This is a genomic window from Saccharibacillus endophyticus (assembly GCF_013185185.1).
GTDB lineage: Bacteria > Bacillota > Bacilli > Paenibacillales > Paenibacillaceae > Saccharibacillus > Saccharibacillus endophyticus.
The window spans coordinates 101144-124704 of sequence record NZ_JAAZWE010000008.1 but is presented as its reverse complement, the minus strand read 5'-3'; the positions used below and the strand labels follow the sequence as shown (position 1 = coordinate 124704).

At 51.9% G+C, this 23561-nt stretch carries 27 protein-coding genes; 4 read left to right on the top strand and 23 right to left on the bottom strand.

The window, feature by feature from the left end:
* Positions 1-457: 457 nt before the first annotated feature.
* From HRQ63_RS23685 to yyaC, 19 genes are all read right to left on the bottom strand, one after another.
* The gene (locus HRQ63_RS23685; RefSeq protein ID WP_172247622.1) at positions 458-1327 is read right to left on the bottom strand and encodes a nucleotidyltransferase-like protein; all 870 of its coding nucleotides are present in this window, start codon (positions 1325-1327) and stop codon (positions 458-460) included.
* Between the two features lie 365 nt (positions 1328-1692).
* Positions 1693-3420, bottom strand: a complete 1728-nt coding sequence (locus tag HRQ63_RS23680) for a glycosyl hydrolase family 18 protein (RefSeq protein ID WP_229714344.1) — start codon at positions 3418-3420, stop codon at positions 1693-1695.
* Positions 3421-3516: 96 nt separating this feature from the next.
* On the bottom strand, positions 3517-3942 hold the full coding sequence (gene perR / locus HRQ63_RS23675) for a peroxide-responsive transcriptional repressor PerR (protein ID WP_037291330.1): 426 nt from the start codon (positions 3940-3942) through the stop codon (positions 3517-3519).
* Positions 3943-4036: 94 nt separating this feature from the next.
* The gene (locus tag HRQ63_RS23670) at positions 4037-5296 is read right to left on the bottom strand and encodes a DUF4097 family beta strand repeat-containing protein (protein WP_172247620.1); all 1260 of its coding nucleotides are present in this window, start codon (positions 5294-5296) and stop codon (positions 4037-4039) included.
* Positions 5286-5915 (bottom strand): DUF6677 family protein, encoded by a 630-nt coding sequence (locus tag HRQ63_RS23665; protein ID WP_172247619.1) that lies wholly within the window; start codon positions 5913-5915, stop codon positions 5286-5288. Before HRQ63_RS23665 ends, HRQ63_RS23670 begins: the two co-directional genes overlap by 11 nt.
* A 47-nt stretch (positions 5916-5962) precedes the next feature.
* Complete coding sequence (locus tag HRQ63_RS23660; RefSeq protein ID WP_172247618.1) at positions 5963-6673, bottom strand: MgtC/SapB family protein; 711 nt, start codon at positions 6671-6673, stop codon at positions 5963-5965.
* Positions 6674-6720: 47 nt separating this feature from the next.
* Positions 6721-7191 (bottom strand): GNAT family N-acetyltransferase, encoded by a 471-nt coding sequence (locus HRQ63_RS23655; protein ID WP_308809941.1) that lies wholly within the window; start codon positions 7189-7191, stop codon positions 6721-6723.
* 233 nt (positions 7192-7424) lie between these two features.
* A complete protein-coding gene (gene gatB / locus HRQ63_RS23650) occupies positions 7425-8861 on the bottom strand; it encodes an Asp-tRNA(Asn)/Glu-tRNA(Gln) amidotransferase subunit GatB (RefSeq protein ID WP_172247617.1) in 1437 nt (478 codons plus the stop codon).
* 32 nt (positions 8862-8893) lie between these two features.
* Complete coding sequence (gatA, locus tag HRQ63_RS23645) at positions 8894-10351, bottom strand: Asp-tRNA(Asn)/Glu-tRNA(Gln) amidotransferase subunit GatA (RefSeq protein ID WP_172247616.1); 1458 nt, start codon at positions 10349-10351, stop codon at positions 8894-8896.
* 44 nt (positions 10352-10395) lie between these two features.
* Positions 10396-10683 carry an Asp-tRNA(Asn)/Glu-tRNA(Gln) amidotransferase subunit GatC gene (gene gatC, locus HRQ63_RS23640; protein ID WP_172247615.1) on the bottom strand — a complete coding sequence of 96 codons (288 nt, stop codon included), beginning with the start codon at positions 10681-10683 and terminating at the stop codon, positions 10396-10398.
* 752 nt (positions 10684-11435) lie between these two features.
* A complete protein-coding gene (locus HRQ63_RS23635; RefSeq protein ID WP_172247614.1) occupies positions 11436-11828 on the bottom strand; it encodes an ATPase in 393 nt (130 codons plus the stop codon).
* A gap of 200 nt (positions 11829-12028) precedes the next feature.
* Complete coding sequence (locus HRQ63_RS23630) at positions 12029-12289, bottom strand: hypothetical protein (protein WP_172247613.1); 261 nt, start codon at positions 12287-12289, stop codon at positions 12029-12031.
* 354 nt (positions 12290-12643) lie between these two features.
* Positions 12644-13276, bottom strand: a complete 633-nt coding sequence (locus tag HRQ63_RS23625) for an MBL fold metallo-hydrolase (protein ID WP_172247612.1) — start codon at positions 13274-13276, stop codon at positions 12644-12646.
* 1 nt (position 13277) lies between these two features.
* Positions 13278-13847, bottom strand: a complete 570-nt coding sequence (locus HRQ63_RS23620) for a thioredoxin family protein (protein ID WP_172247611.1) — start codon at positions 13845-13847, stop codon at positions 13278-13280.
* Between the two features lie 48 nt (positions 13848-13895).
* Positions 13896-14510 (bottom strand): undecaprenyl phosphate transporter UptA, encoded by a 615-nt coding sequence (gene uptA, locus HRQ63_RS23615; protein ID WP_172247610.1) that lies wholly within the window; start codon positions 14508-14510, stop codon positions 13896-13898.
* A gap of 88 nt (positions 14511-14598) precedes the next feature.
* A complete protein-coding gene (locus HRQ63_RS23610; RefSeq protein WP_172247609.1) occupies positions 14599-15777 on the bottom strand; it encodes a class I SAM-dependent methyltransferase in 1179 nt (392 codons plus the stop codon).
* A gap of 75 nt (positions 15778-15852) precedes the next feature.
* Positions 15853-16509, bottom strand: a complete 657-nt coding sequence (locus HRQ63_RS23605; RefSeq protein WP_172247608.1) for a DUF6483 family protein — start codon at positions 16507-16509, stop codon at positions 15853-15855.
* Between the two features lie 30 nt (positions 16510-16539).
* Positions 16540-17325, bottom strand: a complete 786-nt coding sequence (locus HRQ63_RS23600; RefSeq protein ID WP_172247607.1) for an alpha/beta fold hydrolase — start codon at positions 17323-17325, stop codon at positions 16540-16542.
* A 32-nt stretch (positions 17326-17357) separates the two neighbouring features.
* Entirely contained in the window at positions 17358-17918 is a 561-nt protein-coding gene (gene yyaC, locus HRQ63_RS23595; protein WP_172247606.1) for a spore protease YyaC, read from the bottom strand.
* Positions 17919-18136: 218 nt separating this feature from the next.
* On the opposite strand from yyaC, the gene HRQ63_RS23590 reads away from it, so the two are divergent.
* From HRQ63_RS23590 to HRQ63_RS23575, 4 genes are all read left to right on the top strand, one after another.
* On the top strand, positions 18137-18361 hold the full coding sequence (locus HRQ63_RS23590; RefSeq protein WP_172247605.1) for a DUF1128 domain-containing protein: 225 nt from the start codon (positions 18137-18139) through the stop codon (positions 18359-18361).
* Positions 18362-18614: 253 nt separating this feature from the next.
* A complete protein-coding gene (locus tag HRQ63_RS23585; protein ID WP_172247604.1) occupies positions 18615-18872 on the top strand; it encodes a GlsB/YeaQ/YmgE family stress response membrane protein in 258 nt (85 codons plus the stop codon).
* A gap of 101 nt (positions 18873-18973) precedes the next feature.
* Complete coding sequence (locus tag HRQ63_RS23580; protein ID WP_172247603.1) at positions 18974-19543, top strand: YtxH domain-containing protein; 570 nt, start codon at positions 18974-18976, stop codon at positions 19541-19543.
* Between the two features lie 140 nt (positions 19544-19683).
* Complete coding sequence (locus HRQ63_RS23575) at positions 19684-20103, top strand: DUF5665 domain-containing protein (protein ID WP_229714343.1); 420 nt, start codon at positions 19684-19686, stop codon at positions 20101-20103.
* Between the two features lie 93 nt (positions 20104-20196).
* On the opposite strand, the gene HRQ63_RS23570 is transcribed toward HRQ63_RS23575, so the two are convergent.
* The 4 genes from HRQ63_RS23570 to HRQ63_RS23555 form a co-directional block, all read right to left on the bottom strand.
* The gene (locus HRQ63_RS23570; protein ID WP_037291373.1) at positions 20197-20970 is read right to left on the bottom strand and encodes a sigma-70 family RNA polymerase sigma factor; all 774 of its coding nucleotides are present in this window, start codon (positions 20968-20970) and stop codon (positions 20197-20199) included.
* The gene (rsbW, locus tag HRQ63_RS23565) at positions 20967-21422 is read right to left on the bottom strand and encodes an anti-sigma B factor RsbW (protein ID WP_172247602.1); all 456 of its coding nucleotides are present in this window, start codon (positions 21420-21422) and stop codon (positions 20967-20969) included. The genes HRQ63_RS23570 and rsbW overlap by 4 nt, the downstream gene beginning before the upstream one ends.
* 18 nt (positions 21423-21440) lie before the next feature.
* Entirely contained in the window at positions 21441-21779 is a 339-nt protein-coding gene (locus HRQ63_RS23560; RefSeq protein WP_172247601.1) for an STAS domain-containing protein, read from the bottom strand.
* Positions 21780-21896: 117 nt separating this feature from the next.
* Positions 21897-23555 (bottom strand): response regulator, encoded by a 1659-nt coding sequence (locus tag HRQ63_RS23555; RefSeq protein ID WP_172247600.1) that lies wholly within the window; start codon positions 23553-23555, stop codon positions 21897-21899.
* Between the last annotated feature and the right edge of the window lie 6 nt (positions 23556-23561).

The following is a 23561-nucleotide window of genomic DNA, read 5'->3' as shown; positions in this document are numbered from 1 at the left end:
AGCATTCGCAACCGCGACTTCAATGCCGCACCCCTAAGGGCAAAGGCGATTGAACCAAGCGATTGTTTGTCTCGCTTCAAAAGAAAGCACCATGTGCTCGTTTAAAACGTTGGCGATTCTCGATTGCTCAAGAATCTATTTATTCTCACGATGATCTTCATCATCGCGACTCACTTACTGTTCAGTTTTCAAGGAGCAAACTGTGTTGACTTGTTTCTTTTGTTCGGCGCCGTATGTCTCAGCGGCGACTTTTATATCCTATCACAGTTTCAAGCAGTTCGTCAAGCACTTTTTTGAAAAGTTTTTTCGAAGCTTGTTTGTGATGACTTCCTCTCAGCAACTTAGCACTGAGCGCCTTTGAAGGGCGAGATTTAATTTATCACATACTCGAACTTAACGTCAACCCTTTTTCGAAATTTCATCCGTTTTCATTTTTCATATACTAGCTAAACCCGCGTCAATTCACGCTATAACGGATTTCTTCGCTGTGCGGACCGCTCTTCCCTTCACGCGGCCACTGCTTGATCAAAGAACGATAAACCAGTTTGCGCACCACCATCGGCAGTTCTTTTTTCACGTATTGCAGATCGGGGTGACGAACCAATTCTTCGATGGTCCAAGGAATTCTGCGACTGCGAAGAACGCGAATCAGCAGTTCCGAGCAGACGGCCATTTTGGACATGACGGAGAATTCGCAGGCCAGCAGCACCAATTCAACCCTTTCTTGCAAAGTTTCTTGACTGAACGCAAGTTGTTCATACAGTTTGTATACTTGGGCGCTATAGGCTCGAACCTGATTCCAGATGGTCTTTTCCGGATACACGGATTTTTGCACCAATTCAATGCAAGCCCAATGATGCAGTGCTTTGAGCGTACTGTAATAAGCGTCCATCTCGTGTCCTTCCGTCAAATGGCGCTTGGCTTCTACGTAATTGCGAAGAAAACGCGAGAACTCGAAAAACAAACGTTGTTCCTGAAGCGGCTGTTCAAAATGTTCGACTTGCTGTCTCAAGTGCAAAATTTGCCCGTTCACGTCTTCTACCACTTCTCCCTGTAAAAAATAATGAACCAACGAACGATTCTCGCCGGTTACGATCCATTTCTTTAATTCCTCGGCTTGCAGGCTCAGAAAGTGATAATGAACGCCGTTCTCCACGCGATGATGCGTCTGTACGTCTTCATGGGGAGAATCGAAAATCAGAAACACCAGCACGTCAAAGTCCTGAAGAAGCGCGCCGTGAAACTTCCCTCCAGGCCGGTAACAAGCGACAGCTCCCAGAGGAAGAGGATCTTTTTTTGTCCAATCGTTAAAAGTAAATGGGCTCAAGTTCGACTCCCCCTTGCATTTGGGCCTCCTGGACGTCCGGTTGTATAGAAAAAAGGCAATGTGTACCGATTATGGCCGTTACACTTTATTCTACGCCGGACGGTTCATTCCTCCTTCATTAAGAAAGCCCACAAAAAAAGGCACGGAATACTTAGAGCGTGTCTTCAAACCTGCTGACGTGTATCTTTTACTGCCTTTTAGCCCTCCGCGGATTCTACTGGAAGCGCGTAGTCATCCACCAATGATCGCGTCGCTTTCCTTTGACGCGCCCCGGCACGCCTTCGGAAAAGTTTCTTGCGGAGAACGAAAATTCAGCAAAACCTACTCCGTCGAGGTTTGAAAACACGCCCTATGATCATCTTTTCCTACTTTTCATTAATTGTGCGCAGCACTTCCCAAGCTTCGGCCGAAGCAAAACTGCGGGTCCAACTGGCCACACCGGCAAGCTCGTGCTTTTTCGCTAATTCAATCCTTCGCGTCAATGAACTCCCGTCTTCCAGCCAAACGCGTTTTTTGGTACCGTCCTCTTTATCTTCATACTCCGCGTAATTTTGTCCGATGTCTTCAAGGAGCTGCTGTTTGGCGCCATTCTCAGTGAGGAGTCGTTGAGAACTTTCCATTCCGATCGCAGAAGAAGAGACTTTGGTCTCGCCATTCTCTTCGCTCTCCGTCCATACGCGTGTATACAGCGGAATGCCAAGCACTAGCTTGGAAGCAGGAACGTCGTCTTCTTCCAAGATCCGGGTGACCGATGTCTCGACCCAGGGCAAAGATGCAACGGAACCCGCATTCGGACTGCTTGCCCAATGCTCGTCATAAGCCATCACCATCATGAAGTCCACGGTCTCTCCCAGTGCTCGTCGATCCAGGAAAGCCGACCACATCTCGCTGTTCGACTTCGGCGTAACGTCCACAGAAACGGTCAGGCCGGCCTGATGCGCCTGTACGGTAAATTCGCGCACGAATTCGACGAACGGCTCTTTATCTTCCGTGTATACATTTTCAAAGTCGAGATTGATTCCGTCCAGCTTATATTCGGCGGCGTAATCCAGCACTTGGCGAATCGCTGCGGCACGCGTGCCGTAGTCGCTTAACATATCCCGCGTCCAATCCGCCTCGAAGCTGTTGCTGAACAGTCCCCATACCTGCTTATCCCGATTATGGGCGCGTCCCACATAAGCGGAGTCGGCTTTGCTTTTCACATTGCCTGCGCCGTCCTTCAGCTCGAACCAGGTCGGACTGACGACGTTGATGCCTTGCATTTCTTCGATCACGTCCGGACTCGGTTTGCGCTCGTAGACGGCTTCCCAAGCAAGGTTGATCTTTTTGTCGGCCCATTCTTTGGCTGCGGCAGTCTCGGCGACTTCGATCACCGGTACTTTTTCCTCGCCGCCGATCTTCACTTCGCTTGCCGGGATATAGCCGGAGCGGCCCTCGTCGGTCTGTGCGTACAGCCAACCATCTTGCTCGCTCCAGATGCGAAGCGGCATGCCGTCTTCTAAATCGGCGACCGCCGGGGATTTAATCGTACGATCGCTTCGAAGCTTCGGCGAGCTGAATAGTCCGCCGTCTGCTGCTGCTCCCGTACGGAATTCATTGCCGGCTTTAAGCACAATGACGCTCCCGTCCGCACTTTCCTCCGCAATTCGGATGCCGTACAGTTGCTCAAGAGGCTCTACCGGTATGTACAGAACACCGTCCGCCTCCTCCATAGAAGAGTTGAGCGCGTAAGCTTCCCCATTGAGTTCGGCTTGTTCATCCCCTTGAGTCATAACGAGAAGTTCGCTCGGCGTGGTCAAAATTGCGGTTTCTCCGTCCGGATCACCGTAAGCGTAGGCATTGATTTGTTCGCGCACCAAAGGCAAAGGAAGCTTTAGCGTATCCCCGCTCCCGCGCGCCGTATAACCGCTCCATTGTCCTTCTATAAAAACAGGCTTTTTCTGCCCGATCCATTCCGGCTCTTCATGCGAGAAACTCGGCAGGAACTGCCATGCTCCCCAACCTGCACCCACAATGACAATACCGATCAGAATAATTCTGCCCGGACGTTTCTTTTTACGAATACGCGTGCGCTTTTGTCTGCTTCCTATCACTTCACAACCGCAACCCTTCTGCATAATCGCAAGAATACGCCATAAAAAAAAGCGCGGGAGCCTTCTCGGCTCCACACGCCCTATTGTAAGCAAACGTCAATGTTCGCTGCAACCTTTGCACACTCCGTACACTTCCAAACGATGTCCTTTGACTGTAAATCCTGTTGATTTCGCCGCAGCATGTTCGACTTCCGCCAAGTAAGGATGATGGAAATCTTCGATCTTGCCGCATTTCTCGCAAATAATATGATAATGCTCGCTGACGTTCGCGTCGAATCGGCTGGAATTGTCTCCATACGTAAGTTCGTGAATCATTCCGGCTTCGATGAGCATCTTGAGATTGTTATAAACGGTAGCGACGCTCATGCTTGGAAACTGCGGACACAACGCGCGATAAATTTCATCCGCTGTCGGATGCCCCATATTTTCCATTAGATAAGTCAAAATGGCATGTCGTTGGGGAGTGATGCGCACACCGTTGATTTTCAACTGTTCCAAAGCATGCTGTACCCGTGTCGTCATCCCGTTCTCCTCCTCGCCGTAATTCCTTAGATTACTCTCCATTGTAAGGTTTGTGAATATTTTTTGTCAACGTGTCAATCGATCAGCTCGCCATTCAATCGCTGCGAAAAATATTCAGGTCTCCGTTGCCGTCCACTTTTACCGTGAAATCTCCGTCTCCGTAAGTCCCGCTAAGCGTCCGATCTTCAATCGCAAACGGCAGTTCGCTGCGAATGTCTCCGTAGCCGTTCGAACCGTCCATCCGATAGTTCCCATGGTCAGGCAGAGTCAGATCGATTCGTCCTACTGCGCTATACACCGACCAATTCCCGCGCACGACACGAGAGTTGATAACGATGTTGCCATTGAGGCTCTGCGCGGATAGCCCAAAGTTGACGCCATTGATTTCGATGCTGCCGTTGCGCGTATCCGCGGCAATGTCGCCAATGGTTCCGTTCGTCGTGATGCTGCCCAGAATGGTGGTCAAGTTGACTGAACCGGAAATATTCGCGCTCTCGATATCGCCCTGCTGCGTCTCGGCTTTTACATTGCCGGTGACGGTCGAGAGTTTGACGCTGCCTTTTGACGTCGATGCCGAAACATTGCCGTTCACATTGGTGAAATCCAGATTGCCTCCGCCCGTTTGAACAGCGATGGAGCGAAGGGCCTGAACGCCGTTTAAGGTAACGGAACCTCCATTGGTGCGGATGTCCATATCAAAGCTTCGTTCGGGCGGGAGCAAAATTTCCAGATCGATCCGCGGTTGGCGGCGTCCCGACGTCCCGTAAGACTGCGAATCGGTCGTGATCGCCAGCGTCTCGCCTTCCTTGATCTTCACGCCGGTTTTTTCGGCAATGGCCTTCGCTTCTTCGGGTTCCGCCTGATCGACCCAGACTGTACTCCGCACGCGAATTCGGTCGGAAAAACCGCGGCGAACGATGATATCTCCATTGATGCCTTCGACGGTCAAGCCGGTCATCTCCAGCGTTGCCGCGAGATCGACCGAAGGCTTGGCGAATTTATTGCCTTCCGCCTCGCTGAATTCGATACCGGAGGTGGTCAGATCCAAACTTACCCGGTTCCACAGATGGAGATAATGATTTTGCTGGGTGACGATAAAGACGGAGGCGCTAAGCAGGGCAGCTACCGATATGCCGGCAAAATCGATGCGGAAGCGTCGACCCCCGCCCCGGCGACGGAATACCAGCAGCATTGCGACATACTCGATTCCCCATACGACAAAGATCGCAGGCCACCAGCGAAGCAGCTCCAGCATATCGTCGCGTCCGCGCAGCTCGTCGCTAAGCAGCAGCAGCCCGACGGAGACGAGCACGATCGCCGCCGTCCAGCGGCCGATTCGGATTTTAGGATTCATGACGTCTCCTCCCTTCTGTCACGGGCGACTGTTCGGGTTCGGAAGACGGCGCTCCGTTCGTCGGCGAGGATACGGCTGACGGAGAAGCAGGAGGCTGCTTGGCTGCTTTACGTACGCCGAAAGCTTGAACGGTTGCAAAAATAAGACCCAGTACGACAAGAGCGATAGCTGCCGTTTCTCTTCCGTAAAGCTCGATCAACTGCCGGAACCACAGAGGGCGACTATGAAGAATAAGCAATACCGCACCTTCGCCGACCAGAATCAAAGCAAACACCATGCTTTTTCGCCAATTCCGAAATTCATTCTCTACCGTGCGCCGACGTTCGTTGACCCGATCCGTCGCTTGCAGCACGTCGTATAAATTATAGAAGTAAATGATCGGAATGGTGAGGCCGAGCAGAATCAATAGAGGAACGTTTATTTGGATACCCGTAGCCGAAAAGTACAGCAACGCTTCGATCACGAGCAGAATCGACAACATAAAAGAAACGCCTTTTTGAATCAATCCCAGATAAAGATGTCCCGCACCGGGAATAACGGCAGATAAAATACAAGCGACGGTGGTTCTTTTTTGACGCAGGGTCTTGCTGTTCTTGTGCTTTTTATCGGTTTTGCCCATGATCCGGATCTCCTTTCGCCCAGCATGATCGGTAGCCCGAAAGCGAATTACTCGATCGCAACCGAATACACGCCTTCCATATTCAGCAGTTGGTGGGTCATCTCGGCCGGGTCCATTCGCTTTTCCGAGGTCAGGTGCATGGTGATTTCCGCTGCCGAACTACCTTCCGATTCGGAGACCGGAGCATCGCTTTTGACGTGGACTTCCATCTTGCGGATACGCACTTCGCGTTCTTTCATAAAATCGGAGACTTTCTCCATCAATCCGGTTCCTGTTCGCCCGCGCACGGTGACGACATGGGTGTGATGCCCTCGGATGTAACGCTGCTCCACTACGTTCAGTACAAGCAGGGTTAAAAATACGAATAACGTGGTGAGTATGGCGGCAAAATAAAACCCTGCGCCTACCGCCAAACCGATCGCGGCGACGACCCAAAGCGAGGCTGCGGTTGTCAGACCCGTAATCGACTTACCCGTAAACAAAATCGTTCCCGCTCCCAAAAAGCCGATACCCGAAATAACCGCGGTCGCCAAACGTGCCGGATCGACCCGTACGCTCGGCTGATCGACGAAAGCGACAAAGCCGTACATGGAAAGCAGCATAATGAGCGCCGAGCCGACGGAAACGAGAATATGGGTGCGAAGCCCGGCTGCATGGCTGGAGCGCTCGCGCTCCCAGCCGATCAGACCGCCGAGCAGCACCGCGGCTACGATGCGCAAAAAAATGTGTGTGTTGTCGATAATCCAGGGATCAGTCATGTGCTTCCTTACTCCTTCTTTTCGGAAATTGCGAAATCAGTACGGTTCTATCGTTCCGTTTTGCGGCGCATTGTGGTTAATTCAACACCGGGGGCAACATATTCTTTTCGAAAAGGAACAAACCCGAAGCTTTGGTATAAACGCATTGCAGGTTCGTTCATGGAGCCCGTCGATACGATATAGGTTTTGAAGTCCGGATAGTGCGCGAAGATGTATCGGATCAGCTTTGTCGCGATTCCTTGCCTGAAAAAGTTAGGGTCCACCATCATTCTTGTCAGCGTCAATTCGCCCGGATACTCTTCTTCGACCGCGATGGCGCCCACCAGCTCTCCGGCTTCGGTCATATATCCGTAAAACGTATCGCTGCTGCGCTTCAAGCTATCGACGGTATCCGCCAAAGGCGGAATTTCATCAAACCCAATCCGTTTGGCCTCCAAACGATAAGCCGTCGTTTGCAACCGAAATAACGCTTCGACTAATGAATGATCTTCCATATTCAGTTTATCGATCATCGCCATTCTTCTCGCATCTCCTTATCATTAACCGAATTTCCGACTTTCGCTCGGAACCTATTAGCTTGACCAAGTTGAATGTAAGATTGGTCAAGCTGATCTAGCATGAATATCGAAGACAAAAGGACACGTTCGCAAGCGAACGTGTCCTTTTAACGGCTCCGGTACGTTGTCTACGTCCATTGTAGCATGACGCGGATGACAAGTTTGAATGGAGCCTGAAGAAGCGGTATTTTCGATCAGCCTTGCAGCAGTTCCACGAGCAGCTTGTTGACCAGCCCCGGATTGGCTTTGCCTTTGCTCTGCTTCATGACTTGACCGACCAGGAAGCCGATCGCTTTGTCCTTGCCGGCCCGATAATCCTCGACCGACTGCGGATTTGCAGCAACCACTTCGACGACGATCGCCTTGATCGCGCCTTCGTCGCTGATCTGAACCAAACCTTGTTCTTCGACGATCTGCTGCGGAAGCTTGCCGCTTTGCAGCATTTCTTTGAAAACGGTCTTGGCGATTTTGTTGCTGACGGTACCTTTGCCGATCAGGCCGACCAGCTCGCCGAGTCCTTGGCCGGTAATCGGAACCGCATTCAGCTCAAGCCCGCTTGTATTCAGATGACCGAGCAGATCGCCCATGATCCAATTGGATACGGATTTGGCGTCGTCCGTATGCTTCAAGCTTTCTTCGAACAAATCGGCCAGCGGCTTGGAAGACGTGATGACCTGCGCATCATAAGCCGGCAGACTGTAGTCCGCGCTGTAACGGGCTTTGCGTGCATCCGGCAGCTCGGGAATTCCGGATTGGATCGCGGACTTCCACTCTTCGCTGATTTCGACGGAAACCAGATCCGGGTCCGGGAAATAGCGGTAGTCATGTGCTTCTTCTTTGCCGCGCATGGATAGCGTTACGCCTTTGGCTTCGTCCCAGCGGCGGGTTTCCTGAACGACGACGCCGCCCTCGTCCAGAATTTCGGCTTGACGGATTTCTTCGTACTCCAAGCCGCGCTGCACGCCGCGGAAAGAGTTCATGTTTTTGAGTTCGGCGCGGATGCCGAATTCTTTTTGGCCTTTCGGACGAAGACTGATGTTGGCGTCGCAGCGAAGCGATCCTTCTTCCATTTTCACGTCCGACACTTCGCAGTACTGCATGATCGCGCGCATTTTTTCCAGATAAGCGCGAGCTTCTTCCGGCGAAGAAAGTTCGGGCTCGGACACGATCTCGACCAGCGGCGTTCCGACGCGGTTGAAGTCGACCAACGAGCCGAAAGCGCCCGTGTGCGTCAGTTTACCCGCGTCTTCTTCCAAATGAAGGCGCGTGATGCCGATCCGCTTCGTTTTGCCGTCGACTTCGATATCGATCCAGCCGTGTTCGCCGATCGGGCGAGCCGCCTGCGAAATCTGATAAGCTTTCGGCGAATCGGGATAGAAATAGTTTTTCCGGTCGAAGTGGCTGATATCCGCAATCTGGCAGTTCAGCGCCATCGCCGCTTTTATTGCATATTCCACAGCTTGACGGTTCAGTACCGGCAGCACGCCGGGATGCCCCAAGCAAACCGGGCAGGTATGCGTATTGGGCGGCGCTCCGAATTCGGTAGAGCAGCCGCAGAAGATCTTTGTATTCGTGTGCAGCTCGACGTGCACTTCGAGTCCGACGACCGTTTCGTATTGTACGGTGGACATAACAGGCGTTTCCTCCTTCTTAAGCACGCGGATTAAATCTGCGGGCGGCGTTTATGATGATCGGTATTCTGCTCGAACGCATGCGAGACGCGCAGCACGGTTTGTTCGTCGAACGGTTTGCCGATGATTTGAAGCCCGACCGGCATTTCGTCCACGAAACCGCAAGGGATGCTGATTGCCGGAACGCCCGCAAGGCTGACCGGAATCGTCAAAATATCGTTCAGGTACATCGTAAGCGGATCGTCCGTTTGCGAACCGATCGCGAACGCCGTTGTCGGCGCCGTAGGCCCTACGATGACATCGAATTTCTCGAACACTTGATCGAAGTCCTGCTTGATCAGCGTACGAACTTTTTGCGCCTTCAAATAGTACGCGTCGTAGTAACCGGAGCTAAGCGCGTACGTTCCGAGCATGATGCGGCGCTTCACTTCATCGCCGAAACCTTCGCTTCTCGATTTCAAATAGAGATCAAGCAGATTGTGCGGATTTTCGGCGCGAACGCCATAGCGAACGCCGTCGAAACGAGCCAGGTTGGACGAAGCTTCCGAAGAAGACAGCAGATAGTAAGCAGCCAGCGCGTATTCCGTATGCGGCAGCGAAACTTCTTCCCATGTCGCGCCCAAAGCTTCAAGCTGCTTGATCGCGGCCAATACGGACTCCTTGACCTGCGGATCGACGCCTTCGCCCATGTACTCTTTCGGTACGGCAATACGAAGTCCTTTGATATCGCCTGTCAGTGCGGACGCATAGTCCGGCACGTCCACGTTGGCCGATGTCGAATCGCGGTCGTCATGTCCGGCGATCGCTTGAAGCACGTACGCCGAATCTTCGACGGTACGCGTAACCGGACCGATCTGATCCAGCGAGGATGCAAAAGCAACCAGGCCGAAGCGCGATACGAGGCCGTAAGTCGGTTTTAAACCGACAACGCCGCAGTACGAAGCAGGCTGACGAATCGAACCGCCCGTATCCGAACCGAGCGTGAAGTAAACTTCGCCCGCCGCGACCGCTGCCGCCGAACCGCCGCTCGAACCGCCCGGAACGCGATCCAGGTTCCACGGATTGCGCACCGGATAGAAGCTGGAGTTCTCGTTCGAGCCGCCCATCGCGAACTCGTCCATGTTCAGTTTGCCGATCGTTACGCTGTCTTCCGCACGCAGTTTTTTGACGACCGTCGCGTCATAGACCGGATCGAAATTGCGCAGGAATTGGCTGGCGCAGGTGGTGCGCAGGCCTTCCGTCACGATATTGTCCTTGATGCCCGCAGGCAGGCCGAATAGCAGTCCGCGCTTTTCGCCGGCTGCCAATTTCCGATCCAGCTTTGCCGCAGAAGCAAGAGCGCCTTCTTCATCGACGGTCAAAAATGCTTTTACTTTCTCGTCCCGTTCCCCTACTTTTTGCAGGGAATCCTTAACCAGCTCGGTCACGGACAGTTCGCCGGCTTGCAGCCGACTTTGAATCTCCCGAAGTCCCAAATCGAACAATGTCACTATCGCACCTCCGCGTTGATCATTAGCTATTCGTTATTGCCGAGTCAGTCCAGTACAGCCGGTACAAGGAACTGCCCGTCTTCGTCTTCAGGCGCGTTATGCAGCACCTTCTCGATCGGCAGACTTTCATGTACCTTGTCTTCGCGCATGACGCTATGCAGCGGCAGCACGTGCGTTGTCGGTTCCACGCCTTCCGTATCCAGCTCGTCCAGCTTTTCCGCATATTGCAGAATCGCGCTGAGCTGCTCGGCGAACAATTCTTTTTCTTCGTCGCTTACATTCAACCGCGCCAACTTGGCCACGTGCTCGACCTGTTCCACCGTAATTTTCATGTTAAGTTCTCCTATCGTTTAAAGGGTTAAAGTGCCGAAACTCCTCAACGTCCCCATTATAGGTTAGCAACCCGCAAAAATCTAGGGCGTGTACGCCCTCAGGCTGCCCTCGAAAGTTACGTGTGCGTGGGGAAGCGAGAAGACTCCGAGAGAAATTCGTTCAATCCGCTGTCTCACTCGGAAACGTCGATTAAAATTTTAGCGGAATCTTTCCGAGTTCAAAGGCGTCTTTCACTGAATTTCTCTCTTCGTCTTCTCGCTTCCAGCTACGTTAGGCTTTCTCGACACTTTGAGGGCGCGTACGTCCTATACTTTATCAGCATTAAAGGCAAAAGGTACTGGTGCTCTGTATCGTCTCAAATAGTAGATTTACGCTTGACCAAATGTAACCTTACCTTCATTGGGCACAGAGCACTAGCCCCTCACGAAGTCGGCAAAGCCGCTTCCCCAAGCTTTTGCGCTGTGCGAAACCAAGTTCGCACAGCCTTAATAAAGAAAAAAGCCGGCAGCAGCCGGCTTCATATGTAGGGAAATTCAGGTTCGTAAAAGGCTGCTCGGCAGAGGAGTCATTTCAGTGCAGGAGTTGCGGCGTATGCCGCAGCGTTCGCCTTTGAAATCGGGAAATCCCAACTTTAATCCAATTCAAATTTCCCGATTTCAACACGCGACCGAAACGAAATGACTCCGGCGCCCCTAAGCCTTGCCTTACGAACAGGACCTTCCCGGCAATTAAAAGCCGGCAGCAGCCGACATCAAATCCATGCCCGTAAATTAATCCGCTTGATAAACTCCGCCTGCGTCATCGGCTCTGCCGACGCTTCAGCATCCGCTTCAAGCGTTTCTCCGCCTTCTTCTTCGCCGTTCATCACTTGATAAAACAGCTTCTCATTGTGCGTCGCCAACGCATAATCAATCAATGCGGCGCGTTCGACCTGATCGGCCTCGAAACGCAGCACGTTTTCTTCCGGCTCGATATCTTTTTCCGTTACGAAAAAGTTGCGGTTAGCCTGCGGGATTCTAACGATATAATCGAAAGCGTTATCCGGATTACGGTCATAAGCGATCAAGTAGCCGTATTCTCCCACAGGGAGATTCTGCTCGAAGACATCCGCGACGATCACGATTTTTTCTCCCAGATGAAGCATTGTTTCTCCCCCTCGGTCGTCATCTACAAAGCCTGGCCCTCCCGGGTCTTTCCGGCTTCATGGTCCACTCACTCGTGAAAATGAATGTAATGCAAATACTTAGCTTATATCGTACTAAAAAAAGGTTTTGCTGTCCACGCCAACGGCTCACTTTATGTAGGTTTTATACAAAAATCGAGTCGAATTTTCCCGATCGGAGTTTATCGCGGGTCTTCCCCGTTCCGGATCCGGCTCAAACGTTCATGCCAAGGCTGGTTCACGCGTCCGTCTTGAAGCTTGGCCGAATTCCAGGCGCGTACAAAAACCCCGCCGTTTTCATGTCGATACGTCGGCTTTTCTTCTCGAACTTCCATCCGTTTTGTCTCCGCGATCGGTTCCGGCTCTGTTCGCCGTTCCGCTACGAGTCTCGGCTTTTCCCTTTTCTCCGTGTCAAAAGGCTTGGCTCTGTCCACTTTGCTCATATCCCCCTTGAATGTTACCGGATGTACATCCATCCATATTGGATTAAACGCGCACTTCGGTCATCTGATTGCCAATTTAATCGTCAAAAAGCAAAAAAAAGCACGCAAACCGGGATTGAATCCTCAGCTTGCGTGCTTCGCAGGCATAATGCGTATAACGGACCCCAAACTAGCCAACGGCCATGTCCGCCACTAACGCGTATTCACTTACATCCTATCGAGAAGCAAGGTAATGGCGAGTAGGCTTTGAGAGCATCTTCTCCCAGCATCTTGTGTCAGGACGGACGTTCAATAGGTGTATCTTACTATCGCTGCATCGCCTTGTCCAGCTTTTTAGGCGCAAGCGCTCTAATTTTAAAAAGCGGGAACGAACGGGTTATTCGCCTTCTCGTAACCGATTTTCGTACGCGGCCCGTGACCGGGATAGACGACCGTTTCATCCGGCAACTTGTACAGCTTCAAACGAATCGAATCGACCAAATCCCCTTGGCGGCCGCCGTACAGATCCGTACGGCCTACGCCTTCGCGAAACAGGACATCGCCGGCGAACAAGTCTTTGCCGCACAGGAAGCTTACGCTGCCCGGCGAGTGACCCGGTGTATGCAGCACTTTGAACTCGTTGCCGATCAAGCTCAAAGTCTGTCCTTGTGCCAGCGCAAACTCGGCAGGGTCGGTAGTGATGGGACCGCCAAGATCGGACCACATGGCGGAACCGTTATGTTTGGCATCGGTCAACCAATCGGCTTCCAGGTCATGCAGATAGACCGGGCAACCTTTCGCTTTACGGAGCTCTTCGACGCCGCCCATATGATCGAAATGGGCATGGGTGAGCAGGATCGCTTCCACATGCAGATGCTCCACTCGGCGCATCAACGCGGCCGGGTTCATGCCGGGATCGATCACGACGGCTTTCAGATCATCTTCGCCGCGCAGCAGATAGGCGTTGGTTTGCAGCGGTCCCAGATTGAATGTCTCGACTCTCAGCATGTTAGACCTCCGACAGAAGCGTACGCAGTTCGTGCACGATCACTTCATGAATGGACGTGCCTTCCCCGTAACGCTCCATCATCTGCTCGCGGACGACTTTCATGTTATCCGCATAGTCCGCAGCTTCGCGGTCCGGATTCTCTGCTTTGAACTTGCGCATCAGCTCTTGAACTTTCTCCGGACGCGGTCCCCATTGCAGCAAAGGTTCGCCTTCTTCATTCGCGAAGATTACGATCGGCACGGAGCGGCCGCCCATCGTCAGATATTCGTCCATCAGATCGAAGTTCTGTTCCAAAATCAAAACGTCCACGGGAATATCGCCAGTCTCCAAAACCCGGAACACGACAGGCACGTTGCGCGCGACGTCGCCGCACCAGTCAGCCGCCAAAATGATCGTTCTCAGATCGGTGCGCGAGCGCAAACTTTCGAAGAAGAGTCGGTCCTCGTCCTTTTTCCAAGTAAAATCGCGGTAGCCCGCTTCGAACGTTTCTTTGTTTTTCTCCATGGAGTCGATAAAGCCTTGCGGGGTCAATCCTGTTCCGAATCGGGATTTCAAATTCGATTTGCTCATATGGTTCCCTCTTTTCTTTATTGTATGGGTATCGGTCAAGGACGCGGATTAAACTCTGGCTTTTTTTCGACGGGTCAGGACCGCTTTGACGATCAGATACACCAACATCAGGAATACGGCTCCCAAAATGATCGGTACCACATAAGGCGCCGCTTTTTCGTCGATATGCTCCCATTGTCCGCCAAGCTGATAGCCCAAGAACACAAACAAGATAGACCATGGAATAACGGCCAATGTCGTCAGAACCGTAAAGCGCCAGGTAGGCATCTTGGCCAAGCCCGCGGGAATAGAGATCGCATGCCGAACAACCGGGATAAAACGACCGCTGAAGATAATGCCGGCTCCGTACTTATTAAACCATGACTCCGCATGATCGATGTGCGATTCTTTGATAAAAATGTATTTGCCGAACCGATTCAATACAGGACGACCGCCGTAACGGCTGATCCAATAAATGAACAACTGGGCAAACACGCCGCCGATCGTCCCGAACAATACGGCTCCCCAGAAGTTGATATCTCCCGAGTAGACCAGAAATCCTCCGTAAGCCAAAACGATCTCGCTGGGAATGACTTCGACCATCAAGCCGAACATGATGCCGAAGTAACCCAACCCTTGAATCCATGCAAAAAGCTGCGAAACGATATCCGAAATAAAACTCACCGTGTTCCCTCTTTCCTCTGCTTATCGCGCCGAACGCAAAAAATCCGGACGGCGGCGCGCAGGCTTAACTTTTACTGACGGACGACTTTCAGACCTTCGAAGGAGCAGGCAAACGATCGCTTAGCGCTTTCTCCAAATACGGAGAAGCACCGAGGAAGGCGCGGAACGCTTCGTACTCGCGCCATAGGGCCGCCGTATCCTGACCGTCCGATTTGACCGCGCGGATCAGGATGTTTTTCGGCGTATGCTCCATATCGATAAATTCGAGCAGCTGCGTTTTGTACCCGACGATATCGAGCAGCTTGGCGCGGATTGCGTCGGTCGCGAGCGCCGAAAAACGTTCTTTCAGGATGCCATGCGATAACAACGGCTCCAGCAGATCGTTTTGCACCTGCGAAAAAAGCTCATGCTGACAGCATGGGACGGACAGAATCGCGGAAGCGCCCCAACGTACCGCTTTTTCCAAAGCCGCGTCGGTCGCGGTGTCGCAGGCATGCAAAGTGATCACCATATCCACGGCTTCGAACTCGTCGTAATCGGCGATATCGCCGATGCGGAAATGCAAACCGTCATAGTTCAGCGTCCGGGCTAGCGATTCGCAATGCTCGATAACGTCTGCTTTCAGGTCGAGTCCCACTACGTTCAGCTCGAACTTTTCCTGCACGGCCAAATAATGATACAGCGCGAAGGTGAGATATGATTTGCCGCAGCCGAAGTCGACGATGGTCAGTTTGCGGTCTTTCGGCAGGGCGGGCAAAATGTCCCTTACCATCTCAAGGAATCGGTTGATCTGCCGGAACTTGTCGTATTTGGCGGCGAGCACGCGGCCTTTGTCGTTCATGACCCCCAACTCGACCAGGAAAGGAACGGCTTCGCCCTCCTCCAGCACATACGTTTTTTTGCGGTTGTGCGCCAAATTGGCGACCTGCTTTTTGGTCGGCGCTTTTTTCAAAATGCCGAGCTTGCCTTTTTTGCTGACCAGCACCTGATAATCGGCTTCCAGCGTGCAGAACAATCCTTGTCGCATTTCCTGTTCCAACAGCAGCGAGATGCGCGGCAACGCTTGTTCAAGCGTCAAATTTTCATGCGTGACTTTTTTCTCGTAATGATAAGCCAGTTGGTAATGCAGTTCATTCTTCAGCATAAGCGGCTTGACGGCGACTTTGCTGTACGTTTCGTCATCTTTTCGCCGCGGTTGGCTGAGGGTCGCCGTAATCAGTTTGCCTTCCGGCAGCACGGCGTTCAGCAGTTCGTTCATGTTTTGCATAGGGTGATTCTCATCCTCTCGGGCATGGTCGCGGGATCCTCTCGGTGTGTCTTCCCGACTTGGGGCTGCATGCGTCTATTCATCCTGGAGCGCTTCAATGCCTTCTTCCAGTTCTTCACGGGTTAAGCCGCCAGCCTGAAGAATATCCGCTTCAAGCCCGGACAGTCTGGCGTAAAACATTCTTCCTTCTTCCAGCGCGTTCGGGTCATTTTCGGGACTGGCGTTCAGCATGCGGTACATCGCGTCTTCGGCCTGTACATAGCGGCCTTCGCGTTCTTCGTACAGCATGACAAGCCGCTCGGCATCCGCAGGCAAACGGTAACGTTCCAGTAAGGCAGACAGCTCCGTAATTCGTGTCGGATAATCGACAAGTTCCCGACTGCCCCCGTTGAGTGCCGCGTACATGTACAAATGCAGCGCTTTGATTCGGGAAGCCGCGGCTTCTTGTTCATCGCCCATGTTTTCGCGGATTTCTCCGTTTTCTTGCAGCATGCGCGCCACGAGCTGAAGACTCTCGGCGTCCACGCCCTCGCGTTGACGGAATAACTGAATCAATTCCTCGGGCGGTAAGGACCGCAGCATTTGCTCGCTCATGCGGAAGTTGCGCTTCAGCAAGCCGTCGAGTTTTTCCAATGCCTGCTCGTTTTTTTGCTCGCGGCGCAAGCCCAGCATTGCTCCTACGGCTTCGGTCATTTCCTCGATCATGCGGGTTAAATAGTCTTTTCTTAACAATCCGATCCCACCTTTAGGTTAGACAACGTCCTACAAACTTTCGGCAAATGAAGCAATGTGGCGGGCTAATTCCTGCGGCGCTTCAAACAAGCTCATGTGCCCCGAACCTTCGATCACGAATTTGGAGGTATGAGCATTTTCGGCGGCAAACGCTTTTTCCGGCGGCGCGATCCCGTCTTCGCTGCCCGCAATCAAAAGGATCGGGAGCTGCGATTCGCGAATGACGTGTCCGCGATCCGGCCGTTCCCGCATCGCAAGCGCGGCACCGGCCGCACCTTCGGGCTTGGTGTCATAACCGATTTGCAGGACGCGATCCAGCTCGGCAGGCATGCGCGCCGCGGCGTTCGGAGCAAACCAATTAGGCGCGGATTGTTCGACAAAAGGTTTCGTGCCTTCACGCAGCACGCGTTCGGCAACCGCTGTACGCTTTTCTTTTCCGGCCTCGTCATCGGGTAACGGCATAGAGTGTACCAATCCGAAGGCCCGCAGCCGTTCCAGGTAACGCTCCGCAAACGATAATGCCGTGTAGCCGCCCATGGAATGGCCCAGCAATACCGCTTGTTCGATGTCGAGCCCGTCGAGCAGCTTCAATACTCCGTCTGCCAACTGCTCAATCGTATAAGGACCTGTCGGAGCTTCCGATTCGCCGTGGCCCAGCAAATCCGGCACGATGCAGCGAAAATGTCCTTCCAGCATCGGCACGACTCTCTCCCAGTAATCCGCGCTGCCCACAAAACCGTGCAGCAGCACCAACACAGGGCCTTCTCCCCGATCCGCGTAACGAATCGGAAGACCCGTCTGTTGCTTTCGTTGCATATCAACGCCTTCTTTCTTTATCGTTTATCCGCTTACGCTTCCGAAATTTCAATCCGCGGATTCATGCCGAATGATCGTTTCGCGGCCTCCGCGGTCTGTTCGACAAGCTGTAAAACCAGTCCTAGCGATGCCGTTTGCAACGCTTGATAAGGCTTAGGACCATGACTGTTAACGACCGCCGCGATGCTGTAGTCGCCTACCGGAGCAAACGAGCCTTTCATCGACCCTGCCGGCGTCAATGCCGTTCGGGTCGCCAATAGTTTCCCGACCGATCCCGGTTTTCCCAGACAGGCGTCGCAAGCGACGATCGTCAAACCGTCCGGCAGCGAAGATACGAGTTCCTCCAGATTGTTCGCGTCGCAAAGTTTTTCCAATGTGCCCACGACATTCGGAAATCCTGCGGCTTTGAGTCGGCTGCCCAAAAGCGGACCGAAAGCATCGCCGCTGGAACGGTCCGTACCTATACATAAAAATAGAAGTTCGTCCGGGCGATAACATGCTGCGATTTCCGCGAAGAGCTCACGGAAATCCGCAAAACGATCACCCCGTCTTTCCTCGCCGGTTTGAGCCCATACCGATTCGCTGATGCTCACTATTCATTCTCACCTCTTACACTGTCTTCCCTTACATAAAGATCGCACTTCGATTTTATCGCACTTGTAGGGGTTTCTGCAAAAAAGGATGAGTCGGCAGTCGGTTCGTGCTACAATGAGGAATCATGAGCCGTCGAAGCCGCGTATTTTTTCCGATCTCCAAGGTAAAGAAAGCGCACAGTCTCCTCGACGAATTGTCTGCCGGAAGGAGATTACACATGGATTTGTCCAACAAAACTCAGGAAAATGTGGAGTACATGATCGAAGAAATCAAAAATAAGCTTCGCATGGCGTCCGGATCGGCAATGCAGCCGTCTTCGTTTTCGGTCGACCAGTACGATGATATTTTTGACGTATATGATTTGATCATGAACAAACCTTCTCTCAGTATTTCCGAAGTTGAAGCAATCGCTTCCGAACTGGGTCGTCTGCGTAGGAAATAAGCGTGAAAGTGCCCTAAACTTCTTAGAATCCGCATCTTTCGTCAAGCCCGGCCTTTTGTGCTCGTTTTTGAGCAAAAGTCCGGGCTTTTGCTTTTGCGCAAACTGCCGGTTCGACGTTAATCCGCTCTATGACGTGCCTGCTTTCCTGTTTCAGCGGGAAAGGTGACGTTTATATAGCAATTAAGAGCGGCGGCGCAGTCATCCGGATACACGCAGTTCGCACGCGGAAAGCATTGGAACGGAGGTGAGCGGGATGTGGGGGCTGGTCATCAGCCTGATCATGGCGATCGTTATCGGATTTATCGGAAACGCGCTGGCGGATAACATGATGCCGGGCGGAATCATAGGTGCAGCAGTTGCCGGCTTCGCGGGTTCATGGATCGGAAATTCGTTATTCGGCGGTTTCGGACCGACGATCGCGGATTTTGCCATTATCCCCGCCGTACTCGGTACCGCGATTTTCGTTCTGGTTCTCGGACTTGTCTCCAGATTGTTCAGACGCGCAGCTTAGAAGCAAGATCTTCAAAACATCTTGGAACGATTCGGCCCGTACCTGTAACCGGCCGCACGACCCAATATTGATTTTACGACTAATTTAAGGAGTGATTATTCATGAACGAAGCAGAAAAAGAGTATCCGATGCAAAGCGGTTCCACTTTCACGAAAGGCTTGTTGATCGGCGGTTTGATCGGCGCGGCGGCAGCCCTGCTGTTCGCTCCTAAACCGGGACGCGACCTTCGCAGCGATATTTCCGATCAAATCGGTGCCGCTACGGACAAAACAAAAGGCGCGGCAAGCACGATCGGCCTCAAAGCCAAAGACACGGCTACGGTGGTAAGCGAAAAAGCCAAAACGGCCACTGCGGCAGTTAGCGATAAAGCGAAGGCCGCAGCCGAAGTCGTAAGCGACAAAGCGACGACGCTGGCTCAATCGGTATCCGAAAAGACTTCCAATGTCGTGCAATCGGTACGCAAAAACGGTGCCGACGTTGCCGAATCCGTGAAAGACGCTTCCGCCGATGTCGGCGAGACGGTGAAATCCGCTTCCGCGGACGTGGCGAACGAAGCCGCAAAAGCGGATAAGGAAATCATGAAGGAAACGGCTGAGAAGGCGGAAGAAACGAAGAACGAAGTCAAATCGTTGAACTCCGGATCGCCAACAGGCGAAAAACCTGTTCTGTAATTCTACGGAATCTCGCTAAAAGCCGGCTGTTTCAGCCGGCTTTTTTTATCGAACTCTTATCTTTTTCTTTTACGCAACTCGATCCGAATGCCGCGAAACGAAAGCACATCCAGACCACATAAACGAAAGCGGGGATTTCCATGTCACAGACCGAAACCAGGCCCAATTCGGGCGATCGTTTCGCCAGCGCAACGATTGACCAAAACGAACGAACGAATGACGGCACGCTTCGTCCGCAAGACTTGTCCAAAGATCACCCTTTCGAACTTCGTCATGAAGTGTCCCGTTTGAATAAGCAGCTGGAGGATATCTCGGTCGCTCTGAAAAAGGGAGACTTCAAAGACCTTGTCGAAAATTATACCGACTGGAAAAGACGCATTATCTCCAACTTTACAGCCGGTATTGCCAGAGGCCTCGGCTTATCGGTCGGCACTGTAGTCGTTATCGCCTTATTGACTTGGATCGCTTCTGTCATGGCGAGTCTCGGCGTTCCTTATGTCAGCGATTTCTTCGATTATGTCGGAAACTTGATTCAGGAAGGCCGTAGCGGAGGTTCTTGATTCCGATTTATGACCAAACGCAAAATAGCCGGGCTATCTTCTTCTAAAGAAGAGTGGGCCCGGCCATTTTATGATGAACTTGGATCGTTATCTTCATAACGAGGAAGAATTAGACATGATTTGCTTGAGCTTTTCTGTGGCCCGTTTTTGAATTCGGGATACGCTCATTTGGGAAACGCCAAGCTTTTGCGCGATGGCACGCTGCGACTGACCTTCCTGGAAGGCGAGCAGCAGAACTTTCTGCTCCTGCTCCTTCAACTGGCTAAGTGCCTGTTGAAGGTCCATGCGCCGTTCGACAGTATCGTAGTCGTTGACGTCCGAACTAATCAACTCGCCGAGCGTTGCCGCGCTTTCCTCTTGAGAAAGCGGAGAATCGAGAGAAACGTAATGGTAGCATTCGCGTCCGGCCAACACTTCCACGGTTTCTTCGACGCTCAAATCAAGATATTGCGCGATTTCTTTGACATCGGGTGAACGCTCCAGACGAACCGTCAATTCGTCGATCGCCTGCTGAACCAGCGCTCCTTTTTCCTTGATTCGTCTCGGCACCTGTATGTACCATGATTTGTCTCGCAAAAAGTTTTTCATGTGCCCGATCATGCTTTTCATCGCATAGGGTTCAAAAGGAATCCCCAATTGAATGTCATACTGTTGAAGCAGGCGAATCAATGCCATTTGACCAACCTGATACAAGTCTTCGTAAAGATCAGGCCGATTTCTGGCAATCTTGCCTGCGGCCATCTTCACCATCGGTTCATACTTTTTGATCAGTACCGTGGCGATTTCGTTGTCCTTGGTCTGCTGATATTCCCAAATCAAGGACACCGCTTCGGACATGGATTCAGGCGGGGTCACTTTATCATTCATACTTTCTCCTCACTCCTGGTGAGACGCTTGGTCAAAACGACCTGCGTTCCTTTTCCGCTCTCGCTGGCAACTTTAACGTCGTCCATAAGAGCTTGCATCAGATAGAAACCAAGACCGCCGATTTCCACATCATGCAAATCTTTGTCGTGCAACGTAGGGGCAGTATCGGAAGGTTCGTTGCCCGGCAACGAGAAGCTTACGCCTTCATCCTTGACGGTAATCGTAAGTTCTTCTCTGGTAACGCCAAAGACAACTTCCACTAATCCTCCTTCCTGTCCATACGCATATAAAACTGAGTTATTGCAAGCTTCCGAAACGGCAACTTTCATATCCTCGATGTCTTCATAGGAAAAGCCCATCTTGGACGCGATGCCGTACAGGTTCAGCCGTACAATATCCACGTAGTCGGCGGTAGCCGGTAAGTTGAGGGTAACGGTTTGATCTGCTTTCATGCGTTGTTCGATCCTTTCCTATTGGGAATTCTCTTGGGGTTCAAAAAATTTGGCGATGCCTGTCATGTCGAACAGCTTTTGAATTTGTGTCGGCACTTCTTCTACGCTGAACGAAGCGTTCGCGGAATGCCGTGCTTTCAAAATGGACAACAGAATCCCAATCCCCGTACTGTCGATATACTTCAATTCTTTCAAATTGATGGCCAAGTCGACCTCGGAATCCCCTACTAGCGGCTCCATGACAAGACGAAAATCCGGTGCTACGGATAAATCAAGTTCCCCACTCAGGTATACCGTATTTTTTCCTTCTTCAGAAACCGTTCTAGCGTTGAACTTGTCGTTTTTATTTGTGGTCATAGACATTCTCCCTAAAAAAATGTTTTCTAAGCTTATTAAACATAAACCAAGCGATTGAAACGAAAGCCGACAGATCCATTCCCGCAAACCGCAGCCCGAAAAGAAACTTGCAACGTTTTAATGAGCGGCTTTTTTTATCGGATAACCACGGTATGCGGACAAGTGACGCGCAATCACCTGCTTGATTCCGGCCATCTTGACCGGTTTGCTGATATAATCGTCCATCCCGGCTTCAAGGCAGCGCGACTGGATGTCATTCATCACATTCGCCGTCATCGCCACGATCACGGGACCTGCTCCCGCAGGGAACCGTTCCCGAATTCTTTTCGTTGCCTCGATGCCATCCATCACAGGCATTTGCAGATCCATGAATACATAATCATAAGACCGGTCGCCTAACATCTGAAGAGCTTGTTCCCCGTCTTCCGCGGCTGCGGCAGACACATCCATCTTGCCTAACATGCTAAGCATTAGCTTTCGGTTAACGGGGTGATCGTCCACAATCAATACGGATGCGGGAATCGCCGTGTCCTCATGCAGTACGTTTAAGGTTTCGTTTCGAAACGGACTGGGCTCTTCGGGTTGAAAAGCTTGAACCTGGATCGTGAAGACGAATGTAGCTCCTCCTTCGTCCATAGCCTCGACAGAAATATCGCCGCCCATCATTTCCACCAACGTTTTGCAAATGGCCAAGCCAAGTCCCGTACCTCCATACTTTCGAGTCATGGAAGAATCGAGCTGAGAGAACGGTTGGAACAAGCGATGGATCTTTTCCGGCGAAATGCCGATTCCCGTATCCTTAACCGCAAATTCCAGCGTCAATCGGCCGTCTTCTTCCGCTCGTTTGGATACGACCAGGTAAATGCCGCCTTGATCGGTAAACTTCACGGCATTCGCCACTAGGTTAATCAGCACCTGCCGCAAACGGGTCATATCGCCGTATAACAGCTCCGGCACCGATTCCTCTGTAAAGTATACCATCTCTAAGTTCTTTCGAGTCGTTTCCATCGTAAACAGATTAAAAACTTCGCTAATACATGTTTTCAGTTCAAAAGGATGCTCTTCAAGCTCCATCTTGCCGGATTCCATTTTGGTGAAGTCCAAGATATCGTTGATGACCGTTACGAGTGCATCCGCGCTGCCGCGGATAATCTCCGTGTACTCCTTTTGCTCCGGCTTCAGTTCTGTCTCCATCAACAAGTCGATCATACCGATAACCCCATTCATCGGCGTGCGGATTTCATGGCTCATCATGGCCAGGAACTCCGTTTTCGCCTTGGCTGCGATCTCGGCCGCTTCTTTCGCCTTGACCAGCTCTTCATTGATCTTCTCCAATTCCTGCGTCTTCTGATGCAGGAGCGTGGTCTGATCCTTCAGACGCTTATTGGCCAAATACATGCTGACGAACCCCTCAATTTTTGATTTCAAAATTTGGGGGATGAACGGTTTTACCATATAATCGATCGCGCCCGCGGAGTAACCCGCAAACAAATGCTCGGATTCCTTGCTGTTGGCCGAGATAAAGATAATCGGAATATCTTTCGTTTTTTCTCTGGCCTTGACGAGCTTTGCAGTCTCGATACCATCCATGCCGGGCATCTGCACATCGAGTACGATAACTGCAAATTCGTCTTTCAGCAGGCAGCGAAGCGCTTCTTCGCCCGAAGTCGCCTTCACAAGCGTATAGCGCTCACTACCCAAAACGGCTTCCAAAGCGAGCAAGTTCTCCGGACGGTCGTCGACCAACAGGATATGAATGGGCTCTTGAACCACCATGGAATC

Coding starts and splice junctions, on each gene's coding strand:
- HRQ63_RS23570 (WP_037291373.1), bottom strand. CDS start 20,970: ATGAATGATAAAGTGACCCCGCCTGAATCCATGTCCGAAGCGGTGTCC.
- HRQ63_RS23660 (WP_172247618.1), bottom strand. CDS start 6,673: ATGACTGATCCCTGGATTATCGACAACACACACATTTTTTTGCGCATC.
- HRQ63_RS23665 (WP_172247619.1), bottom strand. CDS start 5,915: ATGGGCAAAACCGATAAAAAGCACAAGAACAGCAAGACCCTGCGTCAA.
- perR (WP_037291330.1), bottom strand. CDS start 3,942: ATGACGACACGGGTACAGCATGCTTTGGAACAGTTGAAAATCAACGGT.
- gatC (WP_172247615.1), bottom strand. CDS start 10,683: ATGAAAATTACGGTGGAACAGGTCGAGCACGTGGCCAAGTTGGCGCGG.
- HRQ63_RS23585 (WP_172247604.1), top strand. CDS start 18,615: ATGTGGGGGCTGGTCATCAGCCTGATCATGGCGATCGTTATCGGATTT.
- HRQ63_RS23560 (WP_172247601.1), bottom strand. CDS start 21,779: ATGACCACAAATAAAAACGACAAGTTCAACGCTAGAACGGTTTCTGAA.
- gatB (WP_172247617.1), bottom strand. CDS start 8,861: ATGTCCACCGTACAATACGAAACGGTCGTCGGACTCGAAGTGCACGTC.
- HRQ63_RS23635 (WP_172247614.1), bottom strand. CDS start 11,828: ATGCTTCATCTGGGAGAAAAAATCGTGATCGTCGCGGATGTCTTCGAG.
- HRQ63_RS23600 (WP_172247607.1), bottom strand. CDS start 17,325: ATGCAACGAAAGCAACAGACGGGTCTTCCGATTCGTTACGCGGATCGG.
- HRQ63_RS23655 (WP_308809941.1), bottom strand. CDS start 7,191: ATGGCGATGATCGATAAACTGAATATGGAAGATCATTCATTAGTCGAA.
- HRQ63_RS23575 (WP_229714343.1), top strand. CDS start 19,684: ATGTCACAGACCGAAACCAGGCCCAATTCGGGCGATCGTTTCGCCAGC.
- HRQ63_RS23610 (WP_172247609.1), bottom strand. CDS start 15,777: ATGCAAAACATGAACGAACTGCTGAACGCCGTGCTGCCGGAAGGCAAA.
- HRQ63_RS23620 (WP_172247611.1), bottom strand. CDS start 13,847: ATGAGCAAATCGAATTTGAAATCCCGATTCGGAACAGGATTGACCCCG.
- HRQ63_RS23580 (WP_172247603.1), top strand. CDS start 18,974: ATGAACGAAGCAGAAAAAGAGTATCCGATGCAAAGCGGTTCCACTTTC.
- HRQ63_RS23555 (WP_172247600.1), bottom strand. CDS start 23,555: ATGGTGGTTCAAGAGCCCATTCATATCCTGTTGGTCGACGACCGTCCG.
- HRQ63_RS23630 (WP_172247613.1), bottom strand. CDS start 12,289: ATGAGCAAAGTGGACAGAGCCAAGCCTTTTGACACGGAGAAAAGGGAA.
- HRQ63_RS23590 (WP_172247605.1), top strand. CDS start 18,137: ATGGATTTGTCCAACAAAACTCAGGAAAATGTGGAGTACATGATCGAA.
- rsbW (WP_172247602.1), bottom strand. CDS start 21,422: ATGAAAGCAGATCAAACCGTTACCCTCAACTTACCGGCTACCGCCGAC.
- HRQ63_RS23625 (WP_172247612.1), bottom strand. CDS start 13,276: ATGCTGAGAGTCGAGACATTCAATCTGGGACCGCTGCAAACCAACGCC.
- HRQ63_RS23670 (WP_172247620.1), bottom strand. CDS start 5,296: ATGAATCCTAAAATCCGAATCGGCCGCTGGACGGCGGCGATCGTGCTC.